General features: G+C 46.5%; 20 protein-coding genes. 14 read left to right on the top strand and 6 right to left on the bottom strand.

Features of this window, described 5'->3' with window-relative positions; genetic code table 11:
• Window positions 1-119: 119 nt before the first annotated feature.
• From LX59_RS04800 to LX59_RS04790, 3 genes are all read left to right on the top strand, one after another.
• A complete protein-coding gene (locus LX59_RS04800) occupies window positions 120-1,385 on the top strand; it encodes a D-amino acid dehydrogenase (RefSeq protein ID WP_144570714.1) in 1,266 nt (421 codons plus the stop codon).
• Window positions 1,386-1,408: 23 nt separating this feature from the next.
• Window positions 1,409-1,774 carry a RidA family protein gene (locus LX59_RS04795; RefSeq protein ID WP_144570713.1) on the top strand — a complete coding sequence of 122 codons (366 nt, stop codon included), beginning with the start codon at window positions 1,409-1,411 and terminating at the stop codon, window positions 1,772-1,774.
• A gap of 207 nt (window positions 1,775-1,981) precedes the next feature.
• The gene (locus LX59_RS04790; RefSeq protein ID WP_144570712.1) at window positions 1,982-3,829 is read left to right on the top strand and encodes a choice-of-anchor I family protein; all 1,848 of its coding nucleotides are present in this window, start codon (window positions 1,982-1,984) and stop codon (window positions 3,827-3,829) included.
• 60 nt (window positions 3,830-3,889) lie between these two features.
• Here the strand turns inward: LX59_RS04790 and coq7 are convergent, their stop codons facing one another.
• The 5 genes from coq7 to LX59_RS04765 all read right to left on the bottom strand — a co-directional run bounded on the left by coq7 (window position 3,890) and on the right by LX59_RS04765 (window position 6,834).
• Window positions 3,890-4,537, bottom strand: coding sequence for a 2-polyprenyl-3-methyl-6-methoxy-1,4-benzoquinone monooxygenase (coq7, locus tag LX59_RS04785; RefSeq protein WP_144570711.1), 648 nt, complete (start codon window positions 4,535-4,537; stop codon window positions 3,890-3,892).
• Between the two features lie 61 nt (window positions 4,538-4,598).
• Window positions 4,599-4,934 carry a histidine triad nucleotide-binding protein gene (locus LX59_RS04780; RefSeq protein ID WP_144570710.1) on the bottom strand — a complete coding sequence of 112 codons (336 nt, stop codon included), beginning with the start codon at window positions 4,932-4,934 and terminating at the stop codon, window positions 4,599-4,601.
• A gap of 69 nt (window positions 4,935-5,003) precedes the next feature.
• Complete coding sequence (gene sixA / locus LX59_RS04775; RefSeq protein ID WP_144570709.1) at window positions 5,004-5,462, bottom strand: phosphohistidine phosphatase SixA; 459 nt, start codon at window positions 5,460-5,462, stop codon at window positions 5,004-5,006.
• Window positions 5,459-5,785: a DUF4389 domain-containing protein gene (locus tag LX59_RS04770; protein ID WP_144570708.1), complete on the bottom strand. Its 327-nt coding sequence runs from the start codon at window positions 5,783-5,785 to the stop codon at window positions 5,459-5,461. The genes sixA and LX59_RS04770 overlap by 4 nt, the downstream gene beginning before the upstream one ends.
• Window positions 5,786-5,808: 23 nt before the next feature.
• Window positions 5,809-6,834 carry an NAD(P)H-dependent glycerol-3-phosphate dehydrogenase gene (locus LX59_RS04765; RefSeq protein ID WP_144570707.1) on the bottom strand — a complete coding sequence of 342 codons (1,026 nt, stop codon included), beginning with the start codon at window positions 6,832-6,834 and terminating at the stop codon, window positions 5,809-5,811.
• A 456-nt stretch (window positions 6,835-7,290) separates the two neighbouring features.
• On the opposite strand from LX59_RS04765, the gene LX59_RS04760 reads away from it, so the two are divergent.
• The 10 genes from LX59_RS04760 (at window position 7,291) to LX59_RS04715 (ending at window position 23,426) form a co-directional block, all read left to right on the top strand.
• The gene (locus LX59_RS04760; protein ID WP_144570706.1) at window positions 7,291-9,069 is read left to right on the top strand and encodes a type I secretion system permease/ATPase; all 1,779 of its coding nucleotides are present in this window, start codon (window positions 7,291-7,293) and stop codon (window positions 9,067-9,069) included.
• A gap of 6 nt (window positions 9,070-9,075) precedes the next feature.
• Window positions 9,076-10,401: an HlyD family type I secretion periplasmic adaptor subunit gene (locus LX59_RS04755; RefSeq protein WP_144570705.1), complete on the top strand. Its 1,326-nt coding sequence runs from the start codon at window positions 9,076-9,078 to the stop codon at window positions 10,399-10,401.
• Window positions 10,402-10,403: 2 nt separating this feature from the next.
• Window positions 10,404-11,765 carry a TolC family outer membrane protein gene (locus LX59_RS04750; RefSeq protein WP_144570704.1) on the top strand — a complete coding sequence of 454 codons (1,362 nt, stop codon included), beginning with the start codon at window positions 10,404-10,406 and terminating at the stop codon, window positions 11,763-11,765.
• Between the two features lie 66 nt (window positions 11,766-11,831).
• Window positions 11,832-12,632 carry an ABC transporter permease gene (locus LX59_RS04745; protein WP_144570703.1) on the top strand — a complete coding sequence of 267 codons (801 nt, stop codon included), beginning with the start codon at window positions 11,832-11,834 and terminating at the stop codon, window positions 12,630-12,632.
• Window positions 12,629-13,855 carry an ABC transporter ATP-binding protein gene (locus LX59_RS04740; RefSeq protein WP_144570702.1) on the top strand — a complete coding sequence of 409 codons (1,227 nt, stop codon included), beginning with the start codon at window positions 12,629-12,631 and terminating at the stop codon, window positions 13,853-13,855. The genes LX59_RS04745 and LX59_RS04740 overlap by 4 nt, the downstream gene beginning before the upstream one ends.
• Entirely contained in the window at window positions 13,848-17,723 is a 3,876-nt protein-coding gene (locus tag LX59_RS04735) for a glycosyltransferase (protein WP_144570701.1), read from the top strand. Before LX59_RS04740 ends, LX59_RS04735 begins: the two co-directional genes overlap by 8 nt.
• A 10-nt stretch (window positions 17,724-17,733) precedes the next feature.
• Complete coding sequence (locus LX59_RS04730; protein WP_144570700.1) at window positions 17,734-19,860, top strand: acyltransferase family protein; 2,127 nt, start codon at window positions 17,734-17,736, stop codon at window positions 19,858-19,860.
• Between the two features lie 97 nt (window positions 19,861-19,957).
• The gene (locus LX59_RS04725) at window positions 19,958-20,926 is read left to right on the top strand and encodes a glycosyltransferase family 2 protein (RefSeq protein WP_144570699.1); all 969 of its coding nucleotides are present in this window, start codon (window positions 19,958-19,960) and stop codon (window positions 20,924-20,926) included.
• Window positions 20,927-20,932: 6 nt separating this feature from the next.
• On the top strand, window positions 20,933-21,349 hold the full coding sequence (locus LX59_RS04720) for a GtrA family protein (protein WP_144570698.1): 417 nt from the start codon (window positions 20,933-20,935) through the stop codon (window positions 21,347-21,349).
• 121 nt (window positions 21,350-21,470) lie between these two features.
• Window positions 21,471-23,426, top strand: a complete 1,956-nt coding sequence (locus tag LX59_RS04715; protein WP_144570697.1) for a DUF7024 domain-containing protein — start codon at window positions 21,471-21,473, stop codon at window positions 23,424-23,426.
• 52 nt (window positions 23,427-23,478) lie between these two features.
• Here LX59_RS04715 and LX59_RS04710 read toward each other — a convergent pair whose 3' ends face one another.
• Window positions 23,479-25,062 carry a peptide chain release factor 3 gene (locus LX59_RS04710; RefSeq protein WP_144570696.1) on the bottom strand — a complete coding sequence of 528 codons (1,584 nt, stop codon included), beginning with the start codon at window positions 25,060-25,062 and terminating at the stop codon, window positions 23,479-23,481.
• Between the two features lie 395 nt (window positions 25,063-25,457).
• Here LX59_RS04710 and LX59_RS04705 point away from each other — a divergent pair, with 395 nt between their 5' ends.
• A complete protein-coding gene (locus LX59_RS04705; protein ID WP_144570695.1) occupies window positions 25,458-26,621 on the top strand; it encodes a type III PLP-dependent enzyme in 1,164 nt (387 codons plus the stop codon).
• Window positions 26,622-26,832 lie beyond the last annotated feature (211 nt).

Below are 26,832 nucleotides of genomic sequence, written 5' to 3'. Positions count from 1 at the left end.
TAGACGATAAATTAAAGATTGGGATTGATTTTAATAAAGTATTCTGGCATGGCTGTTTCTACACTGAGCCAGTATTCTGCAGACCACAGGATATTTATAACGCTTGGGCAGGAGGAAACATGCGTGTATTGGTGTTAGGTAGTGGAGTTATTGGAACTACGACCGCCTATTATTTAGCCCGTGCAGGACTGGAGGTGGTGGTTGCGGATCGGCAACAAGCGCCGGCGATGGAAACCAGCTTTGCCAACGCAGGACAAATTTCTCCCGGTTATGCGGCACCTTGGGCTGCTCCCGGTGTTCCTCTTAAAGCCTTGAAATGGTTAGTGCAAGAACATGCACCCCTAGCCATTCGTTTGACCTCAGACATACGCCAGTATCTGTGGATGGCTCGGATGCTGCGCAACTGTACTGCTAAGCGCTATGCCATTAATAAAGAACGTATGGTGCGCCTGTCTGAATACAGCCGCGATTGTTTGGATGAGCTACGGGCTGAAACGGGCATTGGTTACGAAGGCCGTCAATTGGGGACAACCCAAGTGTTTCGTACCCAAGATCAGGTGGATGCGGCGGCGCGGGATATTGCCATCCTAGACCGAGCGGGGGTTCCCTATGAGCTATTGGATGCCCAAGGGTTGGTGCGTGTTGAACCTGCCTTAGCGGCGGTGTCCGATAAGTTGGTGGGTGGTTTACGGTTGCCCCATGATGAAACCGGAGATTGTCACCTCTTTACCCGCAATTTAGCGGAGTTAGCCATTAAAGCTGGGGTCGAGTTTCGCTTCAGTCAGGATATCCAGCGTTTAGAGCTGGATGGGGATCGGATTCAAGGTGTGTGGATCAGTAACCAGTTGGAACAAGCAGACTACTATGTGGTTGCTCTGGGCAGTTACAGCCCCAATCTGTTAGAGCCCATTGGCATTAAACTCCCCATTTATCCTTTAAAAGGCTACTCCTTAACCTTACCGATCCTAGATCCCAACAAGGCTCCGGTATCCACCGTATTGGATGAAACTTATAAGGTGGCCATTACACGCTTTGATCAACGAATTCGCGTGGGTGGTATGGCTGAAATAGCCGGATATGATTTGGGATTAGATCCGCGTCGCCATAAAACCTTGGAAAAAGTGGTAATGGATCTATTCCCCGGCGGCGGCGACCCTGAGCGCTCAGACTTCTGGACGGCTTTGCGCCCCGCTACCCCCGATGGCCCACCGATTTTAGGCCCAACCCGTTTTAACAATCTTTACCTTAATACCGGACATGGAACCTTAGGCTGGACAATGGCCTGTGGTTCGGCACGATTACTGGCGGATGTGCTGACGCAAAAGCCCACTTCTATCAGTATGGACGGGTTAGGTTTATCCCGTTACGGCTGTGGTTGTGCATAAACAATAAGGAATAGGGAGTCCCCATGACGATTTGTCGATTACATACCATCACCCGCTACAGTGAAGTAGTGATTCATAACGGTACTGTTTATTTGTCCGGCCAGTTGGCTGAGGATTTGCGCGGGGATATCCGCCAGCAAACTCGGGAAACGCTGGCTAATATTGATCAGTTTTTAGCCGAGGCCGGTACCGATAAAAAGCATTTACTGTCTGCAACTATTTATCTTAAGGATATTGCTCAGGATTATGCGGGTATGAATGAGGTCTGGGACGCTTGGCTTCCATCAGGAGCTGCTCCCGCTCGTACAACGGTGGAGGCAAAACTCTATGCGCCAGAAGTGCGTGTAGAAATTTCCATTGTGGCAGCCACTAAGCCACATAAATCCTAGACTGGGAAGGCACTTAAACTCCTTTAGGCTTGGGCACGGGTGAGACTGGGTTCTTGAATAATAAATTTCTCCTAATGTGTCAAAGGCTTATGGGGCAGTGCCTCTGTCAATAGACTGTCATCTAGCCTCCCTAATCTTCCCGACTTATGTCTACGCCCTGCTGTGGGTGTGGTTCTGTCTTAGAGTCGATGGTTCGGGAGGCCGTGCATGTCATTTAAAACTTCGGTATATCAGCGCTTTGACAGTGGCTCAGGGAGTGCAGGGTCAGAGGTCGTAGCGGTCGAAAACGGCTTAGTGTTTGTGACCAATGGCGCTGAGGAGCGCATTGATGTATTTAATGCTGTTACCGGTGCTAAGGTGAGCGAGGCCAATGTAAACGGCATTGATCATGTGGTGGGCCTTAACTCAGTAGCAGTATCGGGCGGCCTGATCGTAGCTGCTGTCAGCCGTAGCCTAACCACCGGCGAAACAACCGCCTTAGAGCCGGGCGTGGTGGCCTTCTTTAACCTAGCCGGTCAGTTATTGAATACCGTATCCGTAGGCTATGGCCCGGATATGGTGACTTTCTCTCCTGATGGTAGCAAAGTGTTTGTGGCTAACGAAGGGGAGCCGAGCAGTAACGGTGAAAACAATCCGGGCTCCATTTCCATCATTGATTTGAGCCAAGGCGTGTTAAATGCCACCCATACTGAGCTGAACCTGACCCAGTTCGATGGTCAGGAGGATACTTTGCGGGCTCAAGGTGTACGGATTTTCCCCGGTCAAAAAGCTTCTGAAGACTTTGAGCCAGAGTACATTGCCTTCTCGCCTGATGGCCAAACCGCCTTCGTCACCTTGCAAGAAGCCAACAGCGTACTGACCATCGACATGGCCAGCCTGAGTATTTCGGGCTTACTACCGCTGGGTACTGTGGATCACAGTGTTATTGGCAACGCTTTGGATGCTTCGGATCGGGACGATGGCATCAACATCGCCAATTGGCCGGTGCAAGGGCTTCGCATGCCGGATGCCATTGCCAGCTACTCTGTGGACGGAACCACCTACTTCGTGACCGCCAATGAAGGCGATGACCGGGGCGAGAATGTTCGAGTTAAGGACATCAGTTTAGATCCCAGTGTATTCCCGGATGCGGCCAGCTTGCAGGCCAATGAAAATCTGGGCCGTTTAAACGTCTCCAGCATTGACGGTGATGTGAACGGTGATGGTCTCTACGAAGCTTTGTACTCCTACGGATCACGCTCATTCAGCATCTTTGATGCTTCAGGTCAGTTGGTGTTTGACAGCGGTGAAGACTTTGAGCGCGCCATTGCCAGCATACGTCCAGACTCCTTCAACGTGGATGGCGACGAGTTTGATGCCCGCTCGGATAACAAAGGCCCTGAGCCCGAGGCGGTAGCCATTGGCGAAATCGACGGGCGCTCCTATGCCTTTATCGGTTTGGAGCGTGATAGCGGCATCATGGTGTATGACATCACCAATCCAGAGCATGCTAGCTTTGTGAGCTACATCGACTCCAGCGAAGAGGAAAACTTTGCGCCGGAGATCATTAAGTTTATTGATGCCAGTGACAGCCTGAGTGGTAAACCTCAATTGGCCGTTGCTTACGAAGGCTCAGGTACCACAGTGCTGCTGGATATTGATGAGGTAGGACTGCAACGGACGGCTTTTAAGGCCACAGCAGAAGCCGCTTATGTGGAGCGCCTGTACGATGGGCTGTTTGGACGTGACGGCGATACCGGAGGTATTGGCTACTGGGTGCATCAGCAAGAGGCCGGAATGAGCCGTACTCAGGTGGCTGATTATTTCCTGCAATCTGCCGAAGCGGGGCAGTTAGGCTTGGGAGCGCAAAGCAATACCGATTTTGTAGGTCAGCTATATGCTCAGGTTTTAGGGCGCGCGGCTGATACTGAGGGCTTTGAGTTTTGGAATACGGTGCTAAATAACGGAGCTCAGCGTTCTGAGGTGGTGATGGCCTTTGCAGAATCGACAGAGGCGATGAATAACTTCTCAAACGAGCATACCGAGGGTGTGCAGTACGATTTGTGGGTCGCCTGACGAATACCTAAGTCATGCTTGGAGGGTGCTCAGACAAGTCCCCTCCAAGTAATGCCTAACTTAGATGCGGTAGGTGCTGAAGGTCATGACCTTAGACAGCAGGCTCATGCCCATTTTGACGGGAGCAGGAAAGCGCAGACCTCCGGCATTGAGTGCCGTTGTGGAGTGTTGCGCCTCATCTACACGCATTTGCTCCAAAATAGCCCGTGACTTTTCATCTGTCACCGGAATTTGGCTCAGATGATGATCCAAGTGTTTGCAGACCTGATCCTCAGTCGCAGCCACAAAACCTAGGCTCACTCGGTCACTGATTAAGCCCGCTGTAGCTCCGATGCCAAAGGATAAACCGTAAAAGATCGGGTTAAGCAGGCTTGGGCGGCTACCCAATTCACGAATACGCTGTTCACACCAAGCCAGATGGTCAATTTCCTCATCGGCGGCGTGCTCCATGGCTTGGCGCACATGGGGCAGACGTGCGGTGAGTGCTTGTCCTTGGTACAGGCCTTGGGCGCAGACTTCGCCAGTATGATTAATGCGCATTAAACCAGCGACGTGGCGGCTTTCTTGGTCGCTGAGCAAGGTTTCATCTTTAAGTTTGGCGGGAGAGGGGCGGGTGGTGTGGCCGGTAAAAGGGAGCAGGGTGCGCAGGGCCGCATCGGCTTGGATCAATACTTGGTCTAAAGGGGAGTAGTGGCGTTGTTGAGACATGGGAGCCTCCGGTATCGGTTAGGCAGGCAAACAGGAATGGGGTTTAGGGTTCAAATAAAGATTAGCCCGGAGGCCAATGCATCTGGCGCTGCCCCAGAACGTGCATGTGAATATGGTAGACCGTTTGGCCGCCCTGTTCATTGCAGTTCATGACCACCCGAAACCCCGACTCACATCCCAGCTCACGGGCTAACCTTTGGGCGGTAAAGAGAATGTGCCCAGCGAGGAGTTTATCCTCGGTATCCAGATCGTTGAGGGTGGCAATATGTTTTTTAGGGATGACTAAAAAGTGGACCGGAGCCTGAGGGGCTATATCGTGAAAAGCAACGACTTGATCGTCCTCATAAAGAATACGGGCTGGGATTTCACCCGCCGCAATCTTACAGAATAGACACATAGTGAAGATCTCCAGAAAGGGGCTGGAGCCAGTGTATCAGGCTATCTAAGGGGGCGGGGAACCTCATCACTAAGGATGTCGGAGGGAGCGCAGGTGCATTAAGCCGCGTGCCAGAACCGCGCCTTCTAATTCCGCCAAGCTGCCAGTCTTTAAAGGCAGAGCCTCTTGACGATTACCATGTACCAGTAGACCACCCAGTTCACCGACAAAGGGTTGATGAGTGACCAACAGAATATGCTCATAGGAGGTGTAAGCCTCCAGATGTTGTAAAGCCTCCTCTGCAGAAGACTCAGGGGTGATCCAGTCAACGGTTTCCACAGTGCCCTGATAAGTTAGCACTGAGCAGAGATGTTGGGCCGTCTGTTGAGCGCGGGCGTAGGGGCTGACCAACACAGCGTTAATGGGTTGATTGCATAGATGTTGGGCGCTTTGTCTGGCTTCCCAAATGCCTTGTGGAGTCAGTTGGCGTTCAGCATCCTTGGGTTGGTAAGGGCCAGCCTCACCGTGTCGCAATAACCAGAGTTTCATGGGCGTTTACTCTGAAGATCGGTGTATTCCAGTACGGGGCCGCGTGGACGGGGCCAATCAGACAGGGGCCAAGGTTTTTGCTCGGTAGAAAAGCAGCCAAAGCGGCCAATTTGTGCAATGTACTGGCTTAGGCTATCACCGAAGGCTTGTAGATCAGTGTTCACTTGGCCATTGAGCAAGCGCAAAGCCACCTGAGCCAAAACGACCAGTAGCAACAGTAGTTCAGCTAACTGCCAAGCACAAACAAACACCAGCATCCAGACGAGGCGTAAAATTAAAGACTCTCGCTCTTGAATACGGGTTGTTTTGGGGGAGTGGTTCATGGTTATTCCTTAGAGAATAGTCGTTAGAAACCGGCCAAAGAAATAAAATCTACATCCGTTTTGGGCTCTGCACACATCAAGGCTGCTATGACTTGAGCTAAGGTTCGCCCCTCAAATAGCACCGCATGCAGCCCAGAAACTAAGGGCATGTAGACGTTCAACTCCTCGGCTTTTTGTTTGAGCACTTTGAGGGTGTTCACCCCTTCAGCCACTTCGCCTAAGCGCTCGACGGCTTCCTCAAGGCTCAGTCCCTCACCTAAGGCCCAACCTACTTGGAAATTACGACTTTTCGGTGAGGTACAGGTGACAATCAGATCGCCAACGCCGGCCAAGCCCAAAAAGGTCATAGGGTTAGCGCCCAGCTTGACCGCAAAGCGAGTCATTTCAGCCAAAGCACGGGTGATCAGCATGCTCTTGGTGTTTTCGCCGGTTCCTAGGGAGGCGGCCATACCTGCCATGATGGCGTAGACGTTTTTCAGTGCGCCGCCTAACTCAACCCCAAAGCGATCAGGGCTGGCATATACCCTAAGGGTTTGGCCGTGCAATACCTGCTGAACTGCTTGGCATAGGGCTTCATCAGTGCTAGCCACAACGGTTGCCGTCAGAGCGTGCTCTGCAATTTCGCGGGCTAGGTTTGGGCCTGACATCACACCGATACGTGCTTGGGGGGCGATTTCTTCTAAAATTTGGCTCATCAGTTTGAAGCTTTTGGCCTCAATGCCTTTGGTGGTACTGATGAGCATTTTATGGGTCAGTTGCGCGCTGTAAGGTTGTAGCGCTTGGCGTAAGGCACTGGAAGGAAGTGCGACAAAAATTAGGCTGCACGATGCTAGGGTTTCTTGCAACTGGGTGACGGGCTCTACCGCTGCATGAATTTGAATACCCTGTAGATATTTAGGATTCATCCGTTGGTTGCGAATGACTTCGGCTTGGTCTGGATCGCGCATCCACAGGCGTACGCTTTGGCCATTTTCGGCCAAAAGGTTAGCGATGGCAGTCCCGAAACTGCCTCCACCGAGTACGGCAATGGGGTCGGAGTTTGCTGTCATGAGCTTTCCATCTTGCTTAGGTCAATCGTTAGGGCTAACCATTAGGCTAGCATGGGATTCTTCAGGGAGCTTAACTTGCAGGATGTCTTGCTTCAATGCACTATGACGCCCCCGTACCTGCATGGGGTATTTCCTTATGAGAATCATTATACCACTTGAGGAATAAAGGTTTTCGCGCCTAGCTTTATTGAACTTTAAGAATACATCCATAGACTAAGGAAATTCATGTCAGGTAAGACAGTATTGATGTTAAAAGCTATATCTTGGGGGCGTAGGTGGCTCCATGGTTTCAGGCTATTCTTAAATCAAAATAGGGGCAGCCCATATCTTTCACCTAAGAATGCCTTAATGACATCGTCTTATCGCATTTTATGTCATCTAGGCTTTTGACCTTTGGAAAGTTTAGGATGATAGAATTGCTCCCCGTCCTTTTTCAGCTTGGGTTATTTGAACCTTATGCGTACCACACAGGAAAATAGCCTAAAAGCTGCTTTAAAAGCGTGCAAAGGCAGCTTTATTAGCGTAGGTATATTCAGTTTTTTTCTTAATGCCCTGATGCTTGCTCCTGCCTTATACATGATGCAGGTATTCAATAGAGTCATTTCCAGTTATAGCCTTACGACATTATTAATGTTGACTTTGATTTTAACGGGTTTATTGCTGGTAAAGGGATTATTGGACTGGATTCGTTCACGTATTTTAGTGCGAATCAGTAATAAGTTAGATTTCCTATTAAGTAAAGAGGTCTATCAGGCTAGTTTTAAACAGGCTTTGGCTACAGGCGGCATGAACTCCTCTGCTCAGCCTTTAAACGATTTGACGGGGTTAAGGCAGTTTTTGACTGGAAGTGGCTTGTTGGCTTTTTTTGATGTGCCTTGGTTGCCTATTTACTTGAGCGTTATGTTTATATTTCATCCTTTATATGGGTGGTTTGCTGTTGGGGCTGCATTATTGTTGTTGATGTTTGCTGTACTTAATGAGTATTTAACCGCCAAGAGCTTGGCAGCAGCTAATAAAGAATATATCGCGGTTAATTTGCAAACTACTAAAAGTTTGCGTAATGCCGAAGTGATTGAATCCATGGGGATGTTGCAAACTTTAATGCGGCGCTGGAGGCTACGCTTAAATAAAGTTCTAAAGTTACAGTCTTCTGCAAGCGATCAAGGAGGTTTAGTCAGCTCCTTGTCAAAGACAGTCCGTATTTTGAGCCAATCGCTCATTATGGCACTAGGTGCTTATTTGGTCATTGAGCAGGAAATTAACCCAGGCGTAATGATGGCAGGCTCTATTTTGTTAGGCAGAGCGCTGGCACCTATTGACCAAATCATTGGTGGCTGGAAGGGGTTTGTAAATGCCCGGGATCAGTATCAACGCTTGAATGAAACTTTGGATCAATTACAGGCTGAGCCGGAGCGCATGTCTTTGCCCGCACCAGAGGGGCATGTTGCCGTTGAGCGATTAATTATTGGAGCTCCAGGTGCCAAGATATCCAATCCCATCCTTAAAAATATTAGCTTTTCCGTAACAGCGGGTAGCGTTGTAGGTATTGTGGGAGCCAGTGCTTCAGGAAAATCTACATTAGCTCGTGCATTGTTGGGTATCTGGGCTCCGCAACATGGAGTTGTGCGTTTAGATGGAGCTGATATCAATAATTGGAATAAGCATGAATTAGGCCCCTACATCGGTTACTTACCGCAAGACATTGAGTTATTTGAAGGCAGTATTAGTGAAAATATTGCCCGCTTTGGTGATCCTAATCCAGAAAAAATCATTCAAGCAGCTAAGATGGCCAGTGTGCATGAAATGATTCTGCAACTTCCCAGTGGTTATGACACTGTTATTGGTAGTGATGGAGTTAATTTATCGGGAGGGCAACGGCAGCGTATTGGCTTAGCCCGAGCGATTTACGGTATGCCCCGCTTAATTGTTTTAGATGAGCCAAACTCTAATTTAGATGAAGTGGGTGAAATGGCATTAGCTCGTGCTATTCAGCAGTTGAAGGCGACTAAGGCTACTTTGTTTATTATTACCCATCGTCAAGGTATTTTGGCACAGGTGGACTACCTGATGATGTTAAGTAATGGTGGTATTGATCTTTATGGCCCTAAAGCGGCTGTACTGGCTGAATTGGGAGCTCGGCAGCAAAAGAATATAGAGCTTCAAAAATCGAAGGTTACAAATGCTTTAGCTGCGGGTCAATCTGCAGCGAAACCGAGCCAAACTGAGGAGTCTTAAGTACAAATGAGTAAGTCTTTGACTCACTTGGAAGGTGTAGATCCTGATCTACCAATTTCAGACCATTGGTTGAAAATGTTAGGTGCTGGAGTTGTTTTTTTAGTATTTGGGGTTTTTGGTGCTTGGGCAGTATTAGCCCCATTGGACAGTGCAGCCTCAGCTACGGGTGTGATTACGGTACAAACTTATCGGAAAACAGTTCAGCATTTAGAAGGTGGTATTGTTAAAGATTTACTGGTGCGTGATGGTGACGAAGTTAAGGTTGGAGATCCACTTATTATTTTAAGTGACACTCAGTTGCGGGCTGAGTTTGAGATGGTAAAAAGTCAACTCATTGCTTCTTTAGCTGTTGAGGCACGTTTACTGGCTGAGCGAGATGGGAAGCCTAGCGTTGACTTTTCGCGTATGTTAGAACAAAACACGCCCAGAGCTATAGAAGCAAAAGATAGTGAGAATCAGGTATTTAAAGCGCGTAGATTGTCCCATTTAGGTGAGATTTCGGTACTAGAGAAGCGGGTCAGTCAGCTTAGAGAGCAAATACGTGGTTTAGAAACCATGATTCGTACTAAGGGAGGGTTGGATAAATCCTACTCTGGTGAGATTCGCGAACTTAAAGAATTATTAGCAGAGGGGTTTGTAGATAAGCAACGCATGTTGGATCAAGAGCGCAAACGCGACATGCTTCAGACTGAAGTTGCTGATCATCGCACTGAAATTATTAAAACTGGTCTGCAAATTAATGAAACAGAGTTGCAAATTCTTCAACTGAAAAAAGATTTTAACTCTGAAGTAGTAACTCAGCTTGCAGAAGTTCAAACAAAAAACTTTGACCTTAAAGAGCGTATGGATGCTCTGCAAGATCGTATTCAGCGTGTAGTGATTCGAGCGCCTGATAGTGGCATGGTACTGGGTATGAGTGTACATACTATTGGCGGCGTAGTAAGTCCAGCAACCCCGCTGTTAGATATTGTACCCTCTTTTTCTGATCTAGTAATTGAGGCTAAAGTTTCGCCCAATGATATTGATCGCGTGACTATTGGCAGGCCAGCCAATATACGTCTTACTAACTATAATGCTGCTATTACTCCTGTTATTGACGGAGTTGTGAGTCGTATCTCAGCAGATAGGCTACTGGATGAGACGAATAATAATAATCCCTACTTTTTAGCGAGAATTAGTTTAACAGAAGATAGTATTAGAAGAGTGGCAGCACTTAAGTTAGTTCCTGGTATGCCAACAGAGGTATTAATTAATACCGGTGAGCGTACTTTGTTTCAGTACTTAATGCAGCCTGCTGCTAATGCTTTTGCTAAATCCTTGATTGAGAAATAGATATGCATTCCTTGATCCTATGTTTGATCGGCTTGTCTATTTCTTTGGGCCTCACTTTTGAGGCAAAAGCAGCTCCAGTAAAAGCAAGTACCTATCAAAGTGATTTGATGCAGCTCTATCGAGAGGCACGTTTAGAAGATCCTAGGGTTATCTCTGCTAAAGCCAAAGCTCAAGCGGGTGAGGATCGGGAACGTGAAGCCTTTGGTCAACTGCTTCCTCAAGTTTCGGCAACGGCTAACTTTAACCGTCAAACACGGGACAATAGTTCAAGCCGAGACAGTTATAATACGCAGCGGCGAGCCTTAACTTTGACCCAACACCTTTATAATAAGCCTGTTTGGGAAAAGTACCAGGGCGCTCAAAATCTTGCTCAGCAAGCAGAGTTTGAGGGAGAGGATGTACAGGCCGAGGCGGCGGTGGATTTAGCTAAGCGTTATTTTGCTGCTTTAGCGGCTGATGATGATTTAGACCTAGTCATTGCGGAGCGGCAAGCCAATCAAAAAAACCTAGATCGGATTAATGCGCTTTATGCCCGTCAATTGGCTATGATTACCGATGTGCTGGAGTTGCAGGCTCGTGTTGATGAGTTGGCTGCGAATGAAGTGGAGGCGCGTAACCAAGTGCGTTTGGCCCGGGAGGCACTGTCTGAAGTGATAGGGCGGCCTGTTTCGGAAAAGCTAAGCCGCATTAAGGATGAAGTAGCACTTTATACTCCTGATTCAAGTTTAGATTCATGGATTGAGCAGGCCACGACTTCTAACCCAGCCTTAAAGTCTAAAAATAGTGCATTAGAGGCAGCTGATGCAGCACTACGCGAGGGTAAAGGCGGGCATTATCCTACACTGGGTTTAAATTTAAGCGTTCAACGTAACGATACAGGTTTTGATAACACGGCAAGCTCCCGTTCAGACAGCTATGTGGCTGCATTGAGTATTCAAGTACCTATCTATAGTGGCGGCTCAACCTCAGCGCGTGTTCGGGCTTTGCATAGCGATCGTTTAGTGGCAGAGCAAACCCGTGAATCTGTTCGCCGCCAAGTGATTAAAGAAACCACAAGTGCTTATCTGTCCATTCAATCCAGTGTTGATAAGGTGCGTGCTTATCATAAAGCAGTTGAGTCAGCACAAAAATCCAGTATTGCGGCCCAAAAAGGATTTCAGTTTGGTGTAGTCAATGCCGTTGATGTTTTAAGTGCAGTTCAAAAAGAATATGAAGCTCGGCGTGATTTATTAAAGTCACACTATGATTTTATTACTAGTTTGTTGGCATTGAATCGTTGGGCTGGGAAGTTTTCAGAGCAAACAATGGAAAATGTGAATGTTTGGTTGGGTAATGCAGAAAAACAAAAAGTTACGAAAAGATAGCTTTATAGCTCTGGTATAGTATTTGTTGTTAGTATTTATGGTATTAGATTATGGTGTTTAAGTAGTATGTTTTTTTGCCCTCAACTGAGTGCGTTATGGCAGGCACGTTACTTTGTCTATAATAGTGTTCGCCATGATTTTATCTCGCGAGTTATACGAAGTAGACTGGGGTTATTTTGGGTTGTTTTATATCCTTTAGCTCAAGTTGCTATTTATGCTTTTATACTCTCAGTAGTACTTTCCGCTAAGTTGCCAGGCTTAGATAAGCCTTATGCCTATCCTCTGTTTCTTTGTGCCGGGATGCTGGCTTGGTCACTTTTTTCAGATTTAATCAGTCGTGGCTTAAATTTATTTATTGATCAGGGGAGTTTGCTGAAGAAATTAGCCTTTCCTCGACTGGCGCTACCAATTGCTTTAAGTATTACAGCGCTGTTAAATAATTTTTTACTATTAATAGCAACCTTAGCGGTTTTTTGGTTATTAGGTGATTTGCCAGGCATAACACTAATTTGGTTACCTATACTCATTTTTTTAGTGTTGATTTTGGGCATAGGCTTAGCTTTGGTCTTAGGTCTAGTCAACGTGTTCATACGTGATATAGGTCAGTTTACTTTGCTTGGCTTACAGTTCGGATTTTGGTTAACACCAATCGCATATAGTTTGGATTTAGTGCCTGAATCTTATCAAGTATTTTTATTGCTGAACCCTTTGTCTGGATTAGTGCAAGGTTATCAACAGGTATTGGTATATCATCAGGCCCCAAATTGTTGGATGCTTATTTACTCTGGGGTATGGGGTGTTTTAAGTCTCTGGGCTGCATTATTTGTATATCGGCATGCTATTGATGAAGTAGTGGATGCTTTATGAGCCCTGTATTAAGCGTCCGTGGCCTAAGTAAAGCCTTTATCAGTTACCAGCGCGAACTACATCGTATTTTACGCTGGCTGCATTGTCCTATTCCTGCACCTCAGTATACTTGGGTATTACGCGATATTGGCTTTGATCTGCATCCAGGGGAGGCCGTAGGTTTAATTGGGTTAAATGGTGCTGGTAAAAGTACACTACTAAAAATTATTACTGGAACCTTAAAGCCCAGCACAGGCTCAGTGCGAATCCAAGGTAAAGTTGCTGCTATTTTAGAACTTGGGATGGGGTTTAACCACGAACTAACTGGACGGCAGAATGTATTTCATGTCGGTGGGTTGATGGGCTATAGCCCGACTCAATTAGAGGCTTTTTTACCTGATCTAAAAGACTTTGCTGAATTAGGTAGTTATTTTGATCAGCCAGTACGTACTTACTCTAGCGGCATGCAAATGCGTTTGGCATTTAGCTTGGCTACAGTGCAGCGCCCAGATCTTTTAATTGTGGATGAGGCTTTATCTGTAGGGGATGCTTACTTTCAACATAAAAGCTTTGAGCGGATTCGTCAGTTTGCCCGTGAGGGTACGACCTTACTTTTAGTGAGCCACGATAAACAAGCCATTCAAAGTATTTGCACAAGAGCTATTTTGTTGAGTCAAGGGCAAATCGCTATGGAAGGTTCCCCTGATGATGTGATGGATTTCTATAATGCACTCTTAGCCAATCACCAAGAGCAGCATATTATTTCTGCACCAAAAGGAGATAATAAAGCGCTACTGTCGGGTACGGGAGAGGCTTTTTTTGTTGACATTTGTTTATGTGATGACCAACAGCAGAGCATTGAAGTATTGGATGTTGGCCAACAGGTACATTTAAAAGTTAAAGCAAGAACTCAAACCTTTATTCCAGATTTAGTATTGGGTTTCTTAATTAAGGATCGCTATGGCCAAGATGTTTTTGGTACTAATACCTACCAGTTAGACCAAGTGTGTTATGAAGTTAAAGAGAACCAATCACTCAGTTGGTCGTTTCGCTTTCCTGTTAATATTGGCCCAGGAACTTATTCCATTACATTGGCACTGCACAGCCAAGCGGGGCATATCGAACATAATTATGCGTGGCAGGAGCGTGCTTTGATATTTGAGGTAATCAATCAAAGTCAACGGAGTTTCTCCGGTATGGCGTGGTTGGGAGGCCAACTGGAGTGTCATCAACATTATGAGTGATAGAGATTTTTATCGAGCGCTTGAAGAATGTTTTCGTGCCTCTAGGGATGAGGTAATTGCGCGACTGCAAAGTTACCAGCCTTTTTGGGAGGCTTTACAAAGTTACTGCGCTAACCCTCCGCAAGCATTGGATATTGGTTGTGGTCGTGGTGAATGGCTGGAGGTATTAACCTGTCATGGGTTTAAGGCTCGAGGCGTTGATCTTGATGAAGGGATGTTGGCTGCTTGCTTTGAGCGAGGCCTAGACGCAGAGCTGCGTGATGGATTGGAAGCTTTAAGAGCTTTACCGGATAATAGTTTAAATCTGATCTCTGCTTTTCATGTGGTGGAGCATCTGCCTTTTGATTATGTGCAGGCTTTATTGAAAGAGGCCCATCGGGTATTAGCACTCGGTGGTTTGTTAATTTTAGAAACCCCTAACAGTGAAAATCTCACGGTAGGAACCAGCAGTTTTTATTTAGACCCAACCCACCATCGCCCCGTTCCTGCGCGGTTTTTGGATTTCCTGTGTCAGTATAGTGGCTTTGAGCGCCGAAAAATTTTGGGGCTTCAGGAGGATGAACGCCTACATGATCCCAGAAATCCTATTGGTATCTGGCAGGTGCTCTACGGTGTTAGTCCTGATTATGCCCTTGTGGCCCAGAAAACGGATGGAGTTGATAGCCTAGCAGTGTTTGAGGCTGCCTTTAGTGGCAACTATGGATTAACTCTAGAGCAATTGGCTAAACGCCATGATCTGCATCTGGATGAGTCTACTCAGACACTTAGCCAGCGCATGGAGCACATTGCCCAAACTCATGCTGATCAGTTAGGCCAGTTGGACGTATTTCAGCAGCGCATGGAGTTTATTGTTGCTCAGCATGCTGAGCAGCTTCAATCTCTTGAAGAAGGCCGTGAGCGGGGCCGTGTGCAGCTAGAGCAGCTTGCCGATGCCTGTGAGCAAAACCGTATACTGGCTGAACAGACCCTTCAAGAGTTACAGAGTGTTTATAACAGTACCTCTTGGAAAATCACCCGTCCTCTTAGACAGTTAGCGGAGTCAGTGCGAAGGGTACGCCGTATCAATATAAAACATGAGCTAGCACTGAAGCTGCGCTACCCCATTTTATACCTCATCCATTGTGTGCGCGCTCAACCCAAGCTGTGGTGCTGGGCGCAAAGGCTGATCAGACAGCTTCCTTGGTTAGAGGCACCTTTGCGCCGTGTTTTGAACCGTTTGAAGCAATTATCCACTCCACAGCAATCAGAGCACTACTCGTCTGCGGTGGCGGCTGAGTATGCTCCTCGTATCCGCCGATTGGCACAACGCTTGACATCTGTATTAGGTACAGATATTGCGGAAGAAGAACCCCAACAAAAGCGTCCCAAGTTAGCCTATGTTTCCCCGTTACCTCCTGAACGCACGGGGATTGCGGATTACAGTGCTGAATTGCTACCGGCTTTGGCTGAGCATTTTTCTATTGATGTCATAGTGCAACAGCCTGAGGTAAGCGATCCTTGGATTAGAGCTCAGTGTCCCGTGCGAAATGCCCAGTATTTAGAGCAACATGCCAGTGACTACCAAGCGGTTTTGTATCATGTGGGTAATTCGGGTTATCACGCATGGATGATGCCTTTATTGGAGCGAGTGCCGGGCATTTTAGTGCTGCATGACTTCTATCTGAGTGGCCTTATTTGGGCCTTAGATAATGATCCAGACTATGTGGGTATCAAGTGGCAAGCCCTACACTGGAGTCATGGTTATTCAGCCGTACGCCATATGGTTCAGGCTGAGCATGAGGGTGCAGTTGCTATGCACTATCCCTTTAACCGTTCGGTGTTGGACTGTGCACAAGGGATCATTGTGCATGCGGATATTTCACTCCAGTTAGCCCAGCAGTGGTATGGGTCACAGGCGGCACAAGACTGGATCAAAATTCCACACCTACGTTGTCTGGCTGAGCCCAGCCTTAATAAAGCAGAAATTCGAGAGTATCTGGGCCTACCTGCGGAAGCTTTTGTTGTCTGTAGCTTTGGGCTTTTAGGCGTGACTAAGCTGAACCACCGTTTATTGAATGCTTGGTTGGATTCCGCTTTAGCTGAAGATCCACAGGGTTGGTTAGTGTTTGTGGGGGCTTTGGGGGAAGATGAGTATGCACAGCAATTACGCCAGCAGATTGCTGGGAGCCTGCACCCTGACCGTATTCGAATCACCGGTTGGACAGATACTCAGCAGTTTAAAAATTACTTAAAGGCTGCTGATGTGGCGGTACAGCTACGCACTCTGTCACGGGGTGAAGCATCAGGTACGGTTTTAGATTGTATGAGTCATGGGTTGGCCACCATTGTCAATGCCCACGGCAGCATGGTGGATTTACCTGAGGAGGCGGTACATCGCTTAGTGGATGATTTCAGCCAAGCGGATCTTGTGATCGCTTTGGAATATTTCTGGCGTGATCCAGAGGCACGCTTTGCCTTGGGACAACGGGCCAGAACAGCCATTGCCCAAAGTTTTACCCCTGAATACTGCGCCGCTTTGTATCAACAAGCCATTCATAGGGTATGTACCCGAGTGGCTCACGAGAACGCTTTAATCAAAGCTAAGTTACAACCAGAGGCTGAGTCTATCCTAGGCTCAGATTTGGAGGCTCTGGCTTGGGCTAATCGCCTTGGTGATGTTTATTTATCTGGGGTACAACCCAAACAGTTGCTGGTGGATATTACGGCTACCGTTCAGAGCGATCGACATACCGGTATTGAGCGAGTTGCTAGAGCTTTGACTCTGGCGTTACTGAACAATCCTCCCGAGGGTGTGCGCGTAGAGCCGGTGTACCTCAGTCAGGAGGGCGGTTTTTGGCACTACCGTTATGCTTGTGCATACAGCCTAGGTTTGCTGGGATTGCCGCCTGTACTGTCTGATTTTGCTGTGGACTACAGCTCTAGCGATCAATTAATCGCTTTAGATATTTCTGGCGAGGCTTTTATTCAAGCCAGTCACTCAGGGCTGTACCAAGAGCTACGGGCTCGGGGCATTACTTGCCGTATGTTGGTACACGATGTGTTGCCGGTTACAGCCCCTCAGCTTTTTCCACCTCAAGCTCAGGGGTATTTTGATCGGTGGTTGCGTAGCGTAGCTTTGCTGCAAGGCGCTGTCTGTGTATCCCGTCACGTCGCCACAGAATTGCAGAGTTGGTTACAAAAGCACGCGTTATATCGACTCGATTTTCGTATTGATTGGTCACATCATGGCGCTGATTTAAGCAGTTCAGCGCCCACTCAGGGAATGCCTGAGGAGGCTGCGTCTGTCTTGGCCCAATTGGAGCGTCACCCCAGTATTTTAATGGTGGGTACCTTAGAGCCACGGAAAGGATATCGACAGGTTTTGGAGGCGTTTAACCTGCTTTGGCAACGTGGGATAAAGATTAATCTCGTGTTGGTGGGGCGTGAAGGTTGGACAGACCTGCCTGATGATCAACGACGGGATCTTCCAGAGTTAATGGCCTGCTTAAAAACTCATCCAGAACAAGGTCGGCACTTATTCTGGTTGAATGGCATCAGTGATGAATATTTGGAGCGTTTGTACCAAGTTTGTGATGGTTTGCTAGCCGCTTCTTGGGATGAGGGGTTCGGATTGCCACTGATTGAAGCGGCGCAACATCAGCTACCGATTTTAGCCCGGGATATTCCAGTATTCCGTGAGGTAGCAGGTGCTTTTGCGTGCTATTTTCACGCGGAACAGCCGAAACCTTTAGCAGATGCCATTTTGGATTGGTTAGAGGCTAAGTTTCAGCCTGCCTCTTCAGACTTGCCTTGGCTCACTTGGCATGATAGTGCTACGCGCCTTAAAACACTGCTCATTCGTACAGAAGATCCTACTATCGCGCATTAAGAGTATTTATATGACCGCCCGCTCATCATCTGAGGCTACCCTTTATTACCCCTATATTGATGGCCTTAGAGCGCTGGCGGTGTTGTCAGTATTTGTTTTTCATTTGCATGGCCCTTGGTTGCCGGGTGGTTTTGTTGGAGTCGATGTTTTTTTTGTCATTTCCGGATTTGTCGTTAGTGCCAGTTTAGCCAATCTTCAAGGGCGAGGATTATGGTCTTTTTTGGGGGTATTTTACGCCCGTCGAATTCGGCGTATTGTTCCAGCGCTTTTAGTGTGTTTACTGGTTACGGCTTTTTGGTTGGCTCTGTTAGTTCCTTCTTCTTGGCTGAGTGCAGTTAATCAGCAAACAGGGTTATATGCCTTTTGGGGATTAAGTAATTTTATTCTGGCCGAGAATGGCCGCAATTATTTTGCTCCTACGACTGAGTTTAATCCTTATACTCATACTTGGTCTCTCGCAGTAGAAGAGCAGTTTTATCTATTTTTTCCATTTTTATTTTTAGCTTGGATGGCCAGCTCGTTAGGTCGCTGGCGTTCTTTTTGGATATTTGTTGCTGGCTTTATTCTGTCTTTTGTGTGGGCTATTTGGTTGGGACATACTCAACCTATTCAGGGATATTTTTTATCACCCAGTCGCTTTTGGGAGCTGGCAGCAGGAGTATTGTTGTATCAACTGCATGTCTTACGACCTGATTTTTTTCAAATCAATCAAAGGCCGCAACAATATATAGGTTGGGGATCTTTATTTTTACTCTGTTTGGCTTTTGGTTTTTCTTCACAGATTTTTTGCGATGATGCTATGTGTGTCACTTTGCAAGCGGCTTTTCCAGCCCCTGGAGCCTTACCAGCAGTATTAGCCACTTTAGGGTTAATTTATGCATTGCAGGCTAATAGCGCTAGTCCAAATTATTTGCGCCAACTACTGAGTCAGCCTGTATTAGTTAAAATCGGGTTATTATCCTATTCGTTGTATTTATGGCACTGGCCTGTTTTTGTGTTATTTCGTTGGACTCTTGGGTTGGATTTTTTATGGCAGCAGCTTTTAGCTGCGATATTAGCTTTTATACTGGCTTTTATTTCATACCGTTGGGTGGAGTGTCCTATTAGGAAGAGTCAACACATACGTCATGTAACGCCTTTAGTTGTTATTACTGGGGGTATTATGTTTGTGTGGGCTGGATGGTGGACTGCTGGTTATATTACAGAAAATCAGTCAAAGCTTTCTTTGAGTCGTGTAGTACAGCAACCAGAGCTTTGGTATCCGAGAGGTAGTTCGATAGTAGAAGGATATTCTGGTTGTAATGGAGATCCATCCTATCGTCAGGTGGGTCAAGGACTATTGATGATTTATGAGCCTCGAAATTGTGTTGAGGTACGCCCCTTAGAGGCTCAGAGCATCTATGTCATTGGGGACTCTCATGCTTTAGCTTATGAGGGCTTATTTAAGCAGTTTAGTGTTCGTCAATCCGTTCGGATTTACGCTTATAATAATGGAGGTTGTCCATTTATTAGTTTTAATCCCGCTCGCGATATTGAAAATAAAGAATGTCGTGAGCATACTAAAAGGGCACTTGAAGATATACAGAATCGTATTAAGCCAGGGGACATATTATTTTTGGCCTCATTACGCTTACCGCGCTTTTCTGATCAGTGGGCATACTTTGGTGAGAAGTACCCTGCTTTGCAGATGTTTTCCTATGAGGCTGAGGTTGGTCGTAATCGCTCCATTGCTTGGGCAATTCCTGTTTTGAATGCTTTTAGGCTCCAAGGGGTACAGGTTGTATTTGAAGCACCAAAACCTATATTTAAAGCCTCTGCATTCCGCTGTGCTGATTGGTTTAATCGAAATAGTCTTTATTGTCAGCGAGGTTTTGAGATGCCTCGTGCTCTTTTAGAGCGATATCGTCAACCTATATTAAAAGCATTTGATCAGATTGCCCAGCAAGTACCTGGAATTTTAGTGTGGGATCCATTTCCGATACTGTGTTTTGAAGATGTTTGTAAGAGCTGGCAGGATGGAAAGCCATTGTTTTTAGATGGTGATCATTTAAGTGGTTTTGGTAATTTGCAACTTTTAGATTCATTTACCTCTTTTATGAGGAATACTTTAAGGTTAGTGATTTTAGATAAAGACTAATCCAGTTGCATTATTATAATGCTGTTTTAATGTGTGTTATTCTAGTGCAGAGTTGAAAGATAGTTTGGACTTAACTTTTTATTTAAGTGGTATTTACATGATCCAGTCAGTAAACGTGGCAGTGCTAATTCCTTGTTTTAATGAGGAGGTTACTATAGCAAAAACAGTACTGGATTTTAAAAAAGCACTACCTGAAGCAATAGTTTATGTTTATGACAATAACTCATCTGATCGTACTGCTGAAGTTGCAAGGGCAGCAGGAGCTGTTGTACGGCATGAAGCTCAGCAAGGTAAAGGTAATGTCGTACGGAGAATGTTTCGAGATATCGAAGCTGACGTTTATATTATGGTCGATGGCGATGATACCTACGATGCATACTTAGCTAAAGATCTGATCACTGAGTTATTATCCGGGCCATTTGATTTAGTTAATTGTATTCGAAAAGAAACAGAGCAAGCAGCGTATAGGGAAGGCCATCGGTTAGGAAATCTGTTGCTCACCGGGGTGGTTCGGAATATTTTTGGGAGTAGAGTTAAAGACATGCTTTCTGGGTATAAAGCATTCTCCCGCCGTTTCGTAAAGTCTTTTCCGAGTATATCTTCGGGATTTGATATTGAAACTGAATTGACAGTGCATGCCCTAGAGTTATCCTTACCAATATCCCATGTAGAGGGGAGTTATCAGGGGCGTCCTGAGGGTTCGCAAAGTAAATTAAGAACTTATCGTGATGGCTGGCGTATCCTGATGCTGATATTGAAGTTGATTCGGCATGAACGTCCATTATTCTTTTTTGGAGTCATAGCAGTTCTATTAATATTCACAGCACTGGTCATTATAGAGCCAGTTATCGTGACCTATATAGATACAGGGTTAGTTCCTCGATTACCGACAGCCGTTTTAGCTACAGGTATTATGTTGTTATCCGCCATGAGTTTTGTTACTGGGTTAGTATTAGACACAGTGACAAGAGGAAGACGAGAGCTGAGGCTATTAACCTATTTACAATACTCAGCTCCAGTGCAGTTAGATCATATGAGTAGCCTAAGCTCATCTGCTAGGGATTAGTCACTAATGTCTACTTATAAATCGGTATTTCCCCAGTTTCTTCGTTTTTTAGTAGTAGGTACTATTGGCTTTATAGTAAACGCTGGGATTGTTGAGTTTTTATATGTACATGTCGGCTTAGTATGGTGTCAGTTAATTGCTTTCCCAATAGCCGCTACCTGTACTTGGTGGCTGAACAGGAACTATACATTTACGCCAACTAAATCCAGTATTTTTAAGGAGTGGTCGCGTTATATTACTGCCAATGGATTAGGCTGGTTTATTAATAATGGCGTTTATTTTTTTCTGGTTTTAAATGTATCCTATGTTCATATGCAGCCAGTTTTAGCTGTGGCGGCAGGCTCTTGTACAGGGCTTGCCTTTAATTTTTTAATGACTAGATTATTTGTATTTCGTATGGAGAAAGATATTGTCAGGGAGTAATTTTTATAATTCTATACCCTTCCGTAAATATGGGTTTTATTGCTCAAATATGCTGTTAACTCCTAGGCCAAGTTTACTTGGATTACTGATATGCTTATTGATAGGGTGTTCTGTCTCAGTTGTGTTAGGGCAAGATGCTAACTGGGATTTAAAAAATTACCATTTATATAATGCATATTCATATTTAAATAATAGATTAGAGGTGGATGCCTTAGCTGCAGGTATTCAAACTTATTTTCATCCTCTGTTGGATATACCTTATTATTGGTTATCTACATTTGTATTGTTTGATTATCCACGTATTTTGGCTTTTGTTGCCGGAATTCCTTATGGGTTTTTAATATTTTTAGTTTTGTGGATCTCTGCTGAAGTGTTTTTCGCATTAAGTGTTCCGCAATGGCGCGCGTTATCTCTATTAGCTACTGTATTCGGTGTTACCGGAGCAGCGACACTGAGCCAAGCTGGGACAACGTTTAATGAAGTAACATTAGCTGTATTTGTTTTAGCTGGTTTAGTCACTTTGTTATTTTCTATCAGAAACTATGGCTGCATTAATATGAAAGCTGCCTTGGTTTCTGGAGTTCTTATAGGTACAGCTGCCGGGCTTAAGTTAACCGCTGTGATTTATGCTCCGGCTGCTGTATTAGCAGTGCTTTTATTCGATGGTGTTAATAAAAAAAATATCGGGGCCGTTCTAGTATTTTGTTTAGGTTGGTGGCTGGCATTTTTAGTATTATGGGGTGTCTGGGGATATCAACTCTACCAATTGACCGGTAATCCCCTATTTCCTATGTTTAACCACATATTTGGCTCATCTTGGATGGAGGTGAGCCCTGGAGGTATGGATAATCGTTTTAAACCGACATCTTGGTTTCAAGCTTTGTTCTATCCGTTTTATTGGATCATTGAAGGCCCGATGACGGTTGCAGAGCCAAGTTTTGCTGATCCACGTTTTGCTGTAAGCTTTATAGCTTTTTTAGGGGTTATTTTACTCCTGTTATTTAATAGGTCGACACAGACTAGCTCGACCGCTAATTTTATATTAATTTTTATAGGGGGCTCTTATATTTTATGGGAGACGTTATTTTCTATTCTACGTTATGCAGTAGCTATTGAAGCCTTGCTGGGTATTGTGGTTGGGGCTTTTTTGGTTCTTTTAGCTAGACGGATGTTTAAGCTCAAAAAAGACACCATGGGTTTAGTGTGTTTTTTAGTTTTTAGTTTGTTGGTTATAAGTTTTACGAACTACCCTCACTGGGGTAGGAAACAGTATGCTGAAACTGTATTCGCTGATCCGGAAGTACAGTTTTCAGAGAATACACAGTTTTTACTGCTTTCTAAACCGCTCGCTTATTTTGCTCCTATATTAGGCAAAAATGTAAAAGATGTATCTTTTATTGGTATCAATGAGGATTATCCAGGTTTTTCTCGGTTTGAATTAGGAGCGATTATTAAGTCTAAAATAGCTAAGCATACAGGGGATAGGTTCGCTATATTTTTAGACCATGATTTAGCTTTTGTTCCTGCAAAACTTGATGAATTTAATCTTGAATGGGTAAAATCAAGTTGTAGAAAGTTGGACTTAAATATTAATGCAGAAAAAACCTATCTTTGCTCTGTTAAAGAAAGATCCGGTGAGTCACAGGTTTTCTATTTTAATAATAATCAGGTAGGCACTAATGTACTTGCTTCTGGATGGTCTACTCCGGAGGCTTGGGGTGTTTGGTCAAATTCAGTATCATCTAGGGTAAATCTCCCTATAGCTGCTGATGTTAAAGCTAATTATTCCATTAGTTTTAACATGCATGCTTATTTGTCCAGCACTCATCCGCAGCTGACGGCCCATGTTTTTATTAATGGACAATGGCTGCAAGATATATCCTTTAATTATCCATCTGGTGTGGTTGACAAAATTTTTAGGTTGGACTTGCCAGATAATATTGTGCAGTCTAATTCTAATGGATTGACTATTGAGTTTAAGTATAATAATCCAAAATCACCAAAATCCTTAGCATTATCTTCTGATGAGCGTTTACTAGGAGTTGGGCTAGTATGGATTAAGCTAACTCAACTTTAGGGTGCTAAAAATAAAAGCCCTTGTTAGGGCTTTTATTTTAAAAGCGTTAAAGTCAATGATGCTCTCTTGTTGCGCGAAACTTAACTTCCGGCCACCGCTCTTCCATTAGGCTAAGATTTACTCGTGTGGGCGCTAAATAAGTCAAATGTCCTCCACCATCAACGGCTAAGTTTTCAAAGGCTTTGGTTTTAAAGTCTTCTAACTTCTTCTTATCGTTGCACTCGATCCAACGCGCTGACCAAACATTAATAGCCTCGTAGGAACATTCCACTTTATATTCCTCTTTGAGACGGCTGGCGACCACATCAAATTGCAGTATCCCAACCGCGCCTAAAATAATGTCGTTACTGCGCTCAGGGAAGAACACTTGGGTCGCACCTTCTTCGGCCAGCTCCTGTAAACCCTGACGTAATTGCTTAGACTTAAGTGGATCTTTGAGGCGCACGCGGCGAAAGAGTTCCGGCGCAAAGTGGGGAATGCCAGTGAAGGCCAGTATTTCGCCCTCGGTGAAGGTGTCGCCGATCTGGATGGTGCCGTGGTTGTGCAAACCAATGATGTCGCCCGCCCAAGCCTCTTCTAATTGCTCGCGCTCGCTGGAGAAGAAGGTCAGAGCATCGGCGATCTTCAAATCCTTTTTGGTGCGCACATGGCGCAGCTTCATGCCTTTCTCGTATTTGCCCGAGCAGATGCGCATGAAGGCAATGCGGTCGCGGTGTTTGGGGTCCATGTTGGCTTGAATCTTAAACACGAAGCCGGTGAATTTTTCTTCCACCGGCTCCACCACCCGCTCATGGGCAGCACGGGATAAGGGTTGCGGTGCCCAATCCACCACGCAGTCCAACACCTGATCCACGCCAAAGTTGCCCAAGGCCGTGCCGAAGAATACCGGGGTCATCTGCCCGTCAAGAAAGGCTTGGCGATCAAACTCATGGCAAGCACCCTGCACCAGCTCAAGCTGCTCTAAAAAGCTGTCGTACAGATCGCCAAGGTGGGCGCGGGCCTCATCAGAATCCAGCCCCTGAATCACCGGCACTTCGATACGCTCATGGCCATGACCGGGGACGTAGACGAAGATTTTATCTTCCGCCAGATGGTACACACCCTTGAAGTCTTTATAGCAGCCGATGGGCCAAGTAATGGGCGCGGCCTTGATCTTGAGTACAGCTTCGATTTCGTCCAGCAGCTCAATGGGGTCGCGGATATCGCGGTCGAGCTTGTTGATAAAACTGACAATGGGCGTGTCCCGCAGACGGCAGACTTCCATCAGGGCAATGGTACGCGGCTCAACCCCTTTACCGCCGTCGAGCACCATCAGCGCGCTGTCCACAGCGGTCAGGGTGCGGTAGGTATCCTCTGAGAAGTCCTCGTGGCCGGGGGTGTCCAGCAGGTTGATCATGTGTTTGCGGTAGGGGAACTGCATCACCGAGGTGGTGATGGAGATGCCGCGCTGCTTCTCCATTTCCATCCAGTCAGAGGTGGCATGGCGGTCGGATTTACGCGATTTGACCGTACCGGCCACGGCAATGGCCTGTCCCATCAGCAAAAGTTTTTCGGTAATGGTGGTTTTACCGGCATCAGGGTGGGAGATGATGGCGAAGGTGCGCCGTTTGGCGACTTCTGTAGCCTGGGTAGTCATGGCAGTCCCGGTTGCAAGGCAGGTCAAAAGAAAGGGCGGGATTATAGTGCAAACTGATCCTTACGAGCTGTCCGTTGGAACTGCATAACGGTCATGGAAGTTCGTTATTCAGAGCGTGCTAGCAAAAAAACGGGAGTAGGGCATTTTTTGATTGATCTGTACGAGCCTTGGTCCTAAAGTTCCCGCCCGAACGTCCAAGCTGGAAACGATCCATCCGGCTCAAGTACTGACGACGAGAGGTTACCGGAGCCATCCGGTACCGGTGATGCTCGGCGACATGCCTTGGGAAGTAGGCGAACCAAAGTGGGGAAACTGATCAGGCGTTCGGGACAGGTCAATATGGCCTGACTCATACCACTTGTTGTCCACCATTACTGCATCTTGCGGAGTCCGGCATGTCGATCAAAATCGAAGATTATTACAACCGCGAAGCCTTTAAGCGGATGAAAAACTTTGCTGACGATCACGAAACCCCCTTTGTAGTCGTCGATACCCAAGTCATTTCCCAAGCTTATGACGATCTGGTGAGTAATTTTCCCTTCGCCAAAATTTATTATGCGGTTAAAGCTAATCCGGCCAATGAAATCGCCAGCATGCTGCGCGATAAAGGCTCCAACTTCGATATCGCCTCCATCTATGAGCTGGACAAGATTATGAAGTTGGGCGTGGGTGCTGACCGCATCAGCTACGGCAACACCATCAAAAAAGCCCGTGATATCCGCTATTTTTACGAGCGGGGTGTGCGTATGTACGCCACCGACTCTGAAGCGGATCTGCGCAATATCGCTAAAGCAGCGCCGGGCTCCAAGGTTTATGTGCGGATTCTCACCGAGGGTTCCACCTCAGCGGATTGGCCTCTGTCGCGTAAGTTCGGCTGCAACCCAGACATGGCCCTTGACCTGCTGATTCTGGCTAAACAATTGGGCTTGGATCCTTACGGTCTGTCCTTCCATGTCGGCAGCCAACAGCGCGACATCGACGTATGGGATGCCGCCATCGCCAAGGTCAAGGTGATTTTCGAGCGTCTGAAAGAGGAAGACGGCATCAGCCTGCGCATGATCAACATGGGCGGCGGCTTCCCAGCTAACTACATCACCAAGACCAACAGCTTGGAAACCTACGCTGCAGAAATCACCCGCTTCTTGAAAGAAGACTTTGGTGACGAACTGCCGGAAATCATCCTCGAACCGGGCCGTTCGCTGATTGCTAACGCAGGCATTTTGGTCAGTGAGGTGGTGCTGGTAGCGCGTAAATCCCGTACCGCTGTGGAGCGCTGGGTGTATACCGATGTGGGCAAATTTTCCGGCCTGATCGAAACCATGGACGAATCCATCAAGTTCCCAATCTGGACGGAAAAGCAAGGCGAGATGGAAGAAGTCATCATCGCTGGCCCCACCTGCGACAGCGCCGACATCATGTACGAAAACTACAAATACGGCCTGCCACTAAATTTGGCCAGCGGCGATCGTCTGTACTGGTTCTCCACGGGTGCTTATACCACCAGCTACAGCGCCGTGGAATTTAACGGCTTCCCACCCCTGAAGGCGTACTACATCTAATCCTATCCTTTGACATCCTCCCCGCCCTAAAGGACGGGGATTCCCACTACTGGACGGCCATGCCCGACCGCAAGCATGTTCTTAGCCGCGTTAATATCGCGGTCGTGCCTGACACCACAGGCATTGCAGGTTCATTCTCTTATTCCAAGCCCTGCGCTACCGTTCGGCCTCGAATCCGGCAAACAGCCGCAATTCAAGCAGGTTTGGGGGG

The sequence above is a fragment of the Azomonas agilis genome, from assembly GCF_007830255.1.
GTDB classification, from domain to species: domain Bacteria; phylum Pseudomonadota; class Gammaproteobacteria; order Pseudomonadales; family Pseudomonadaceae; genus Azomonas; species Azomonas agilis.
This window is presented reverse-complemented; position numbering and strand designations above follow the sequence as displayed.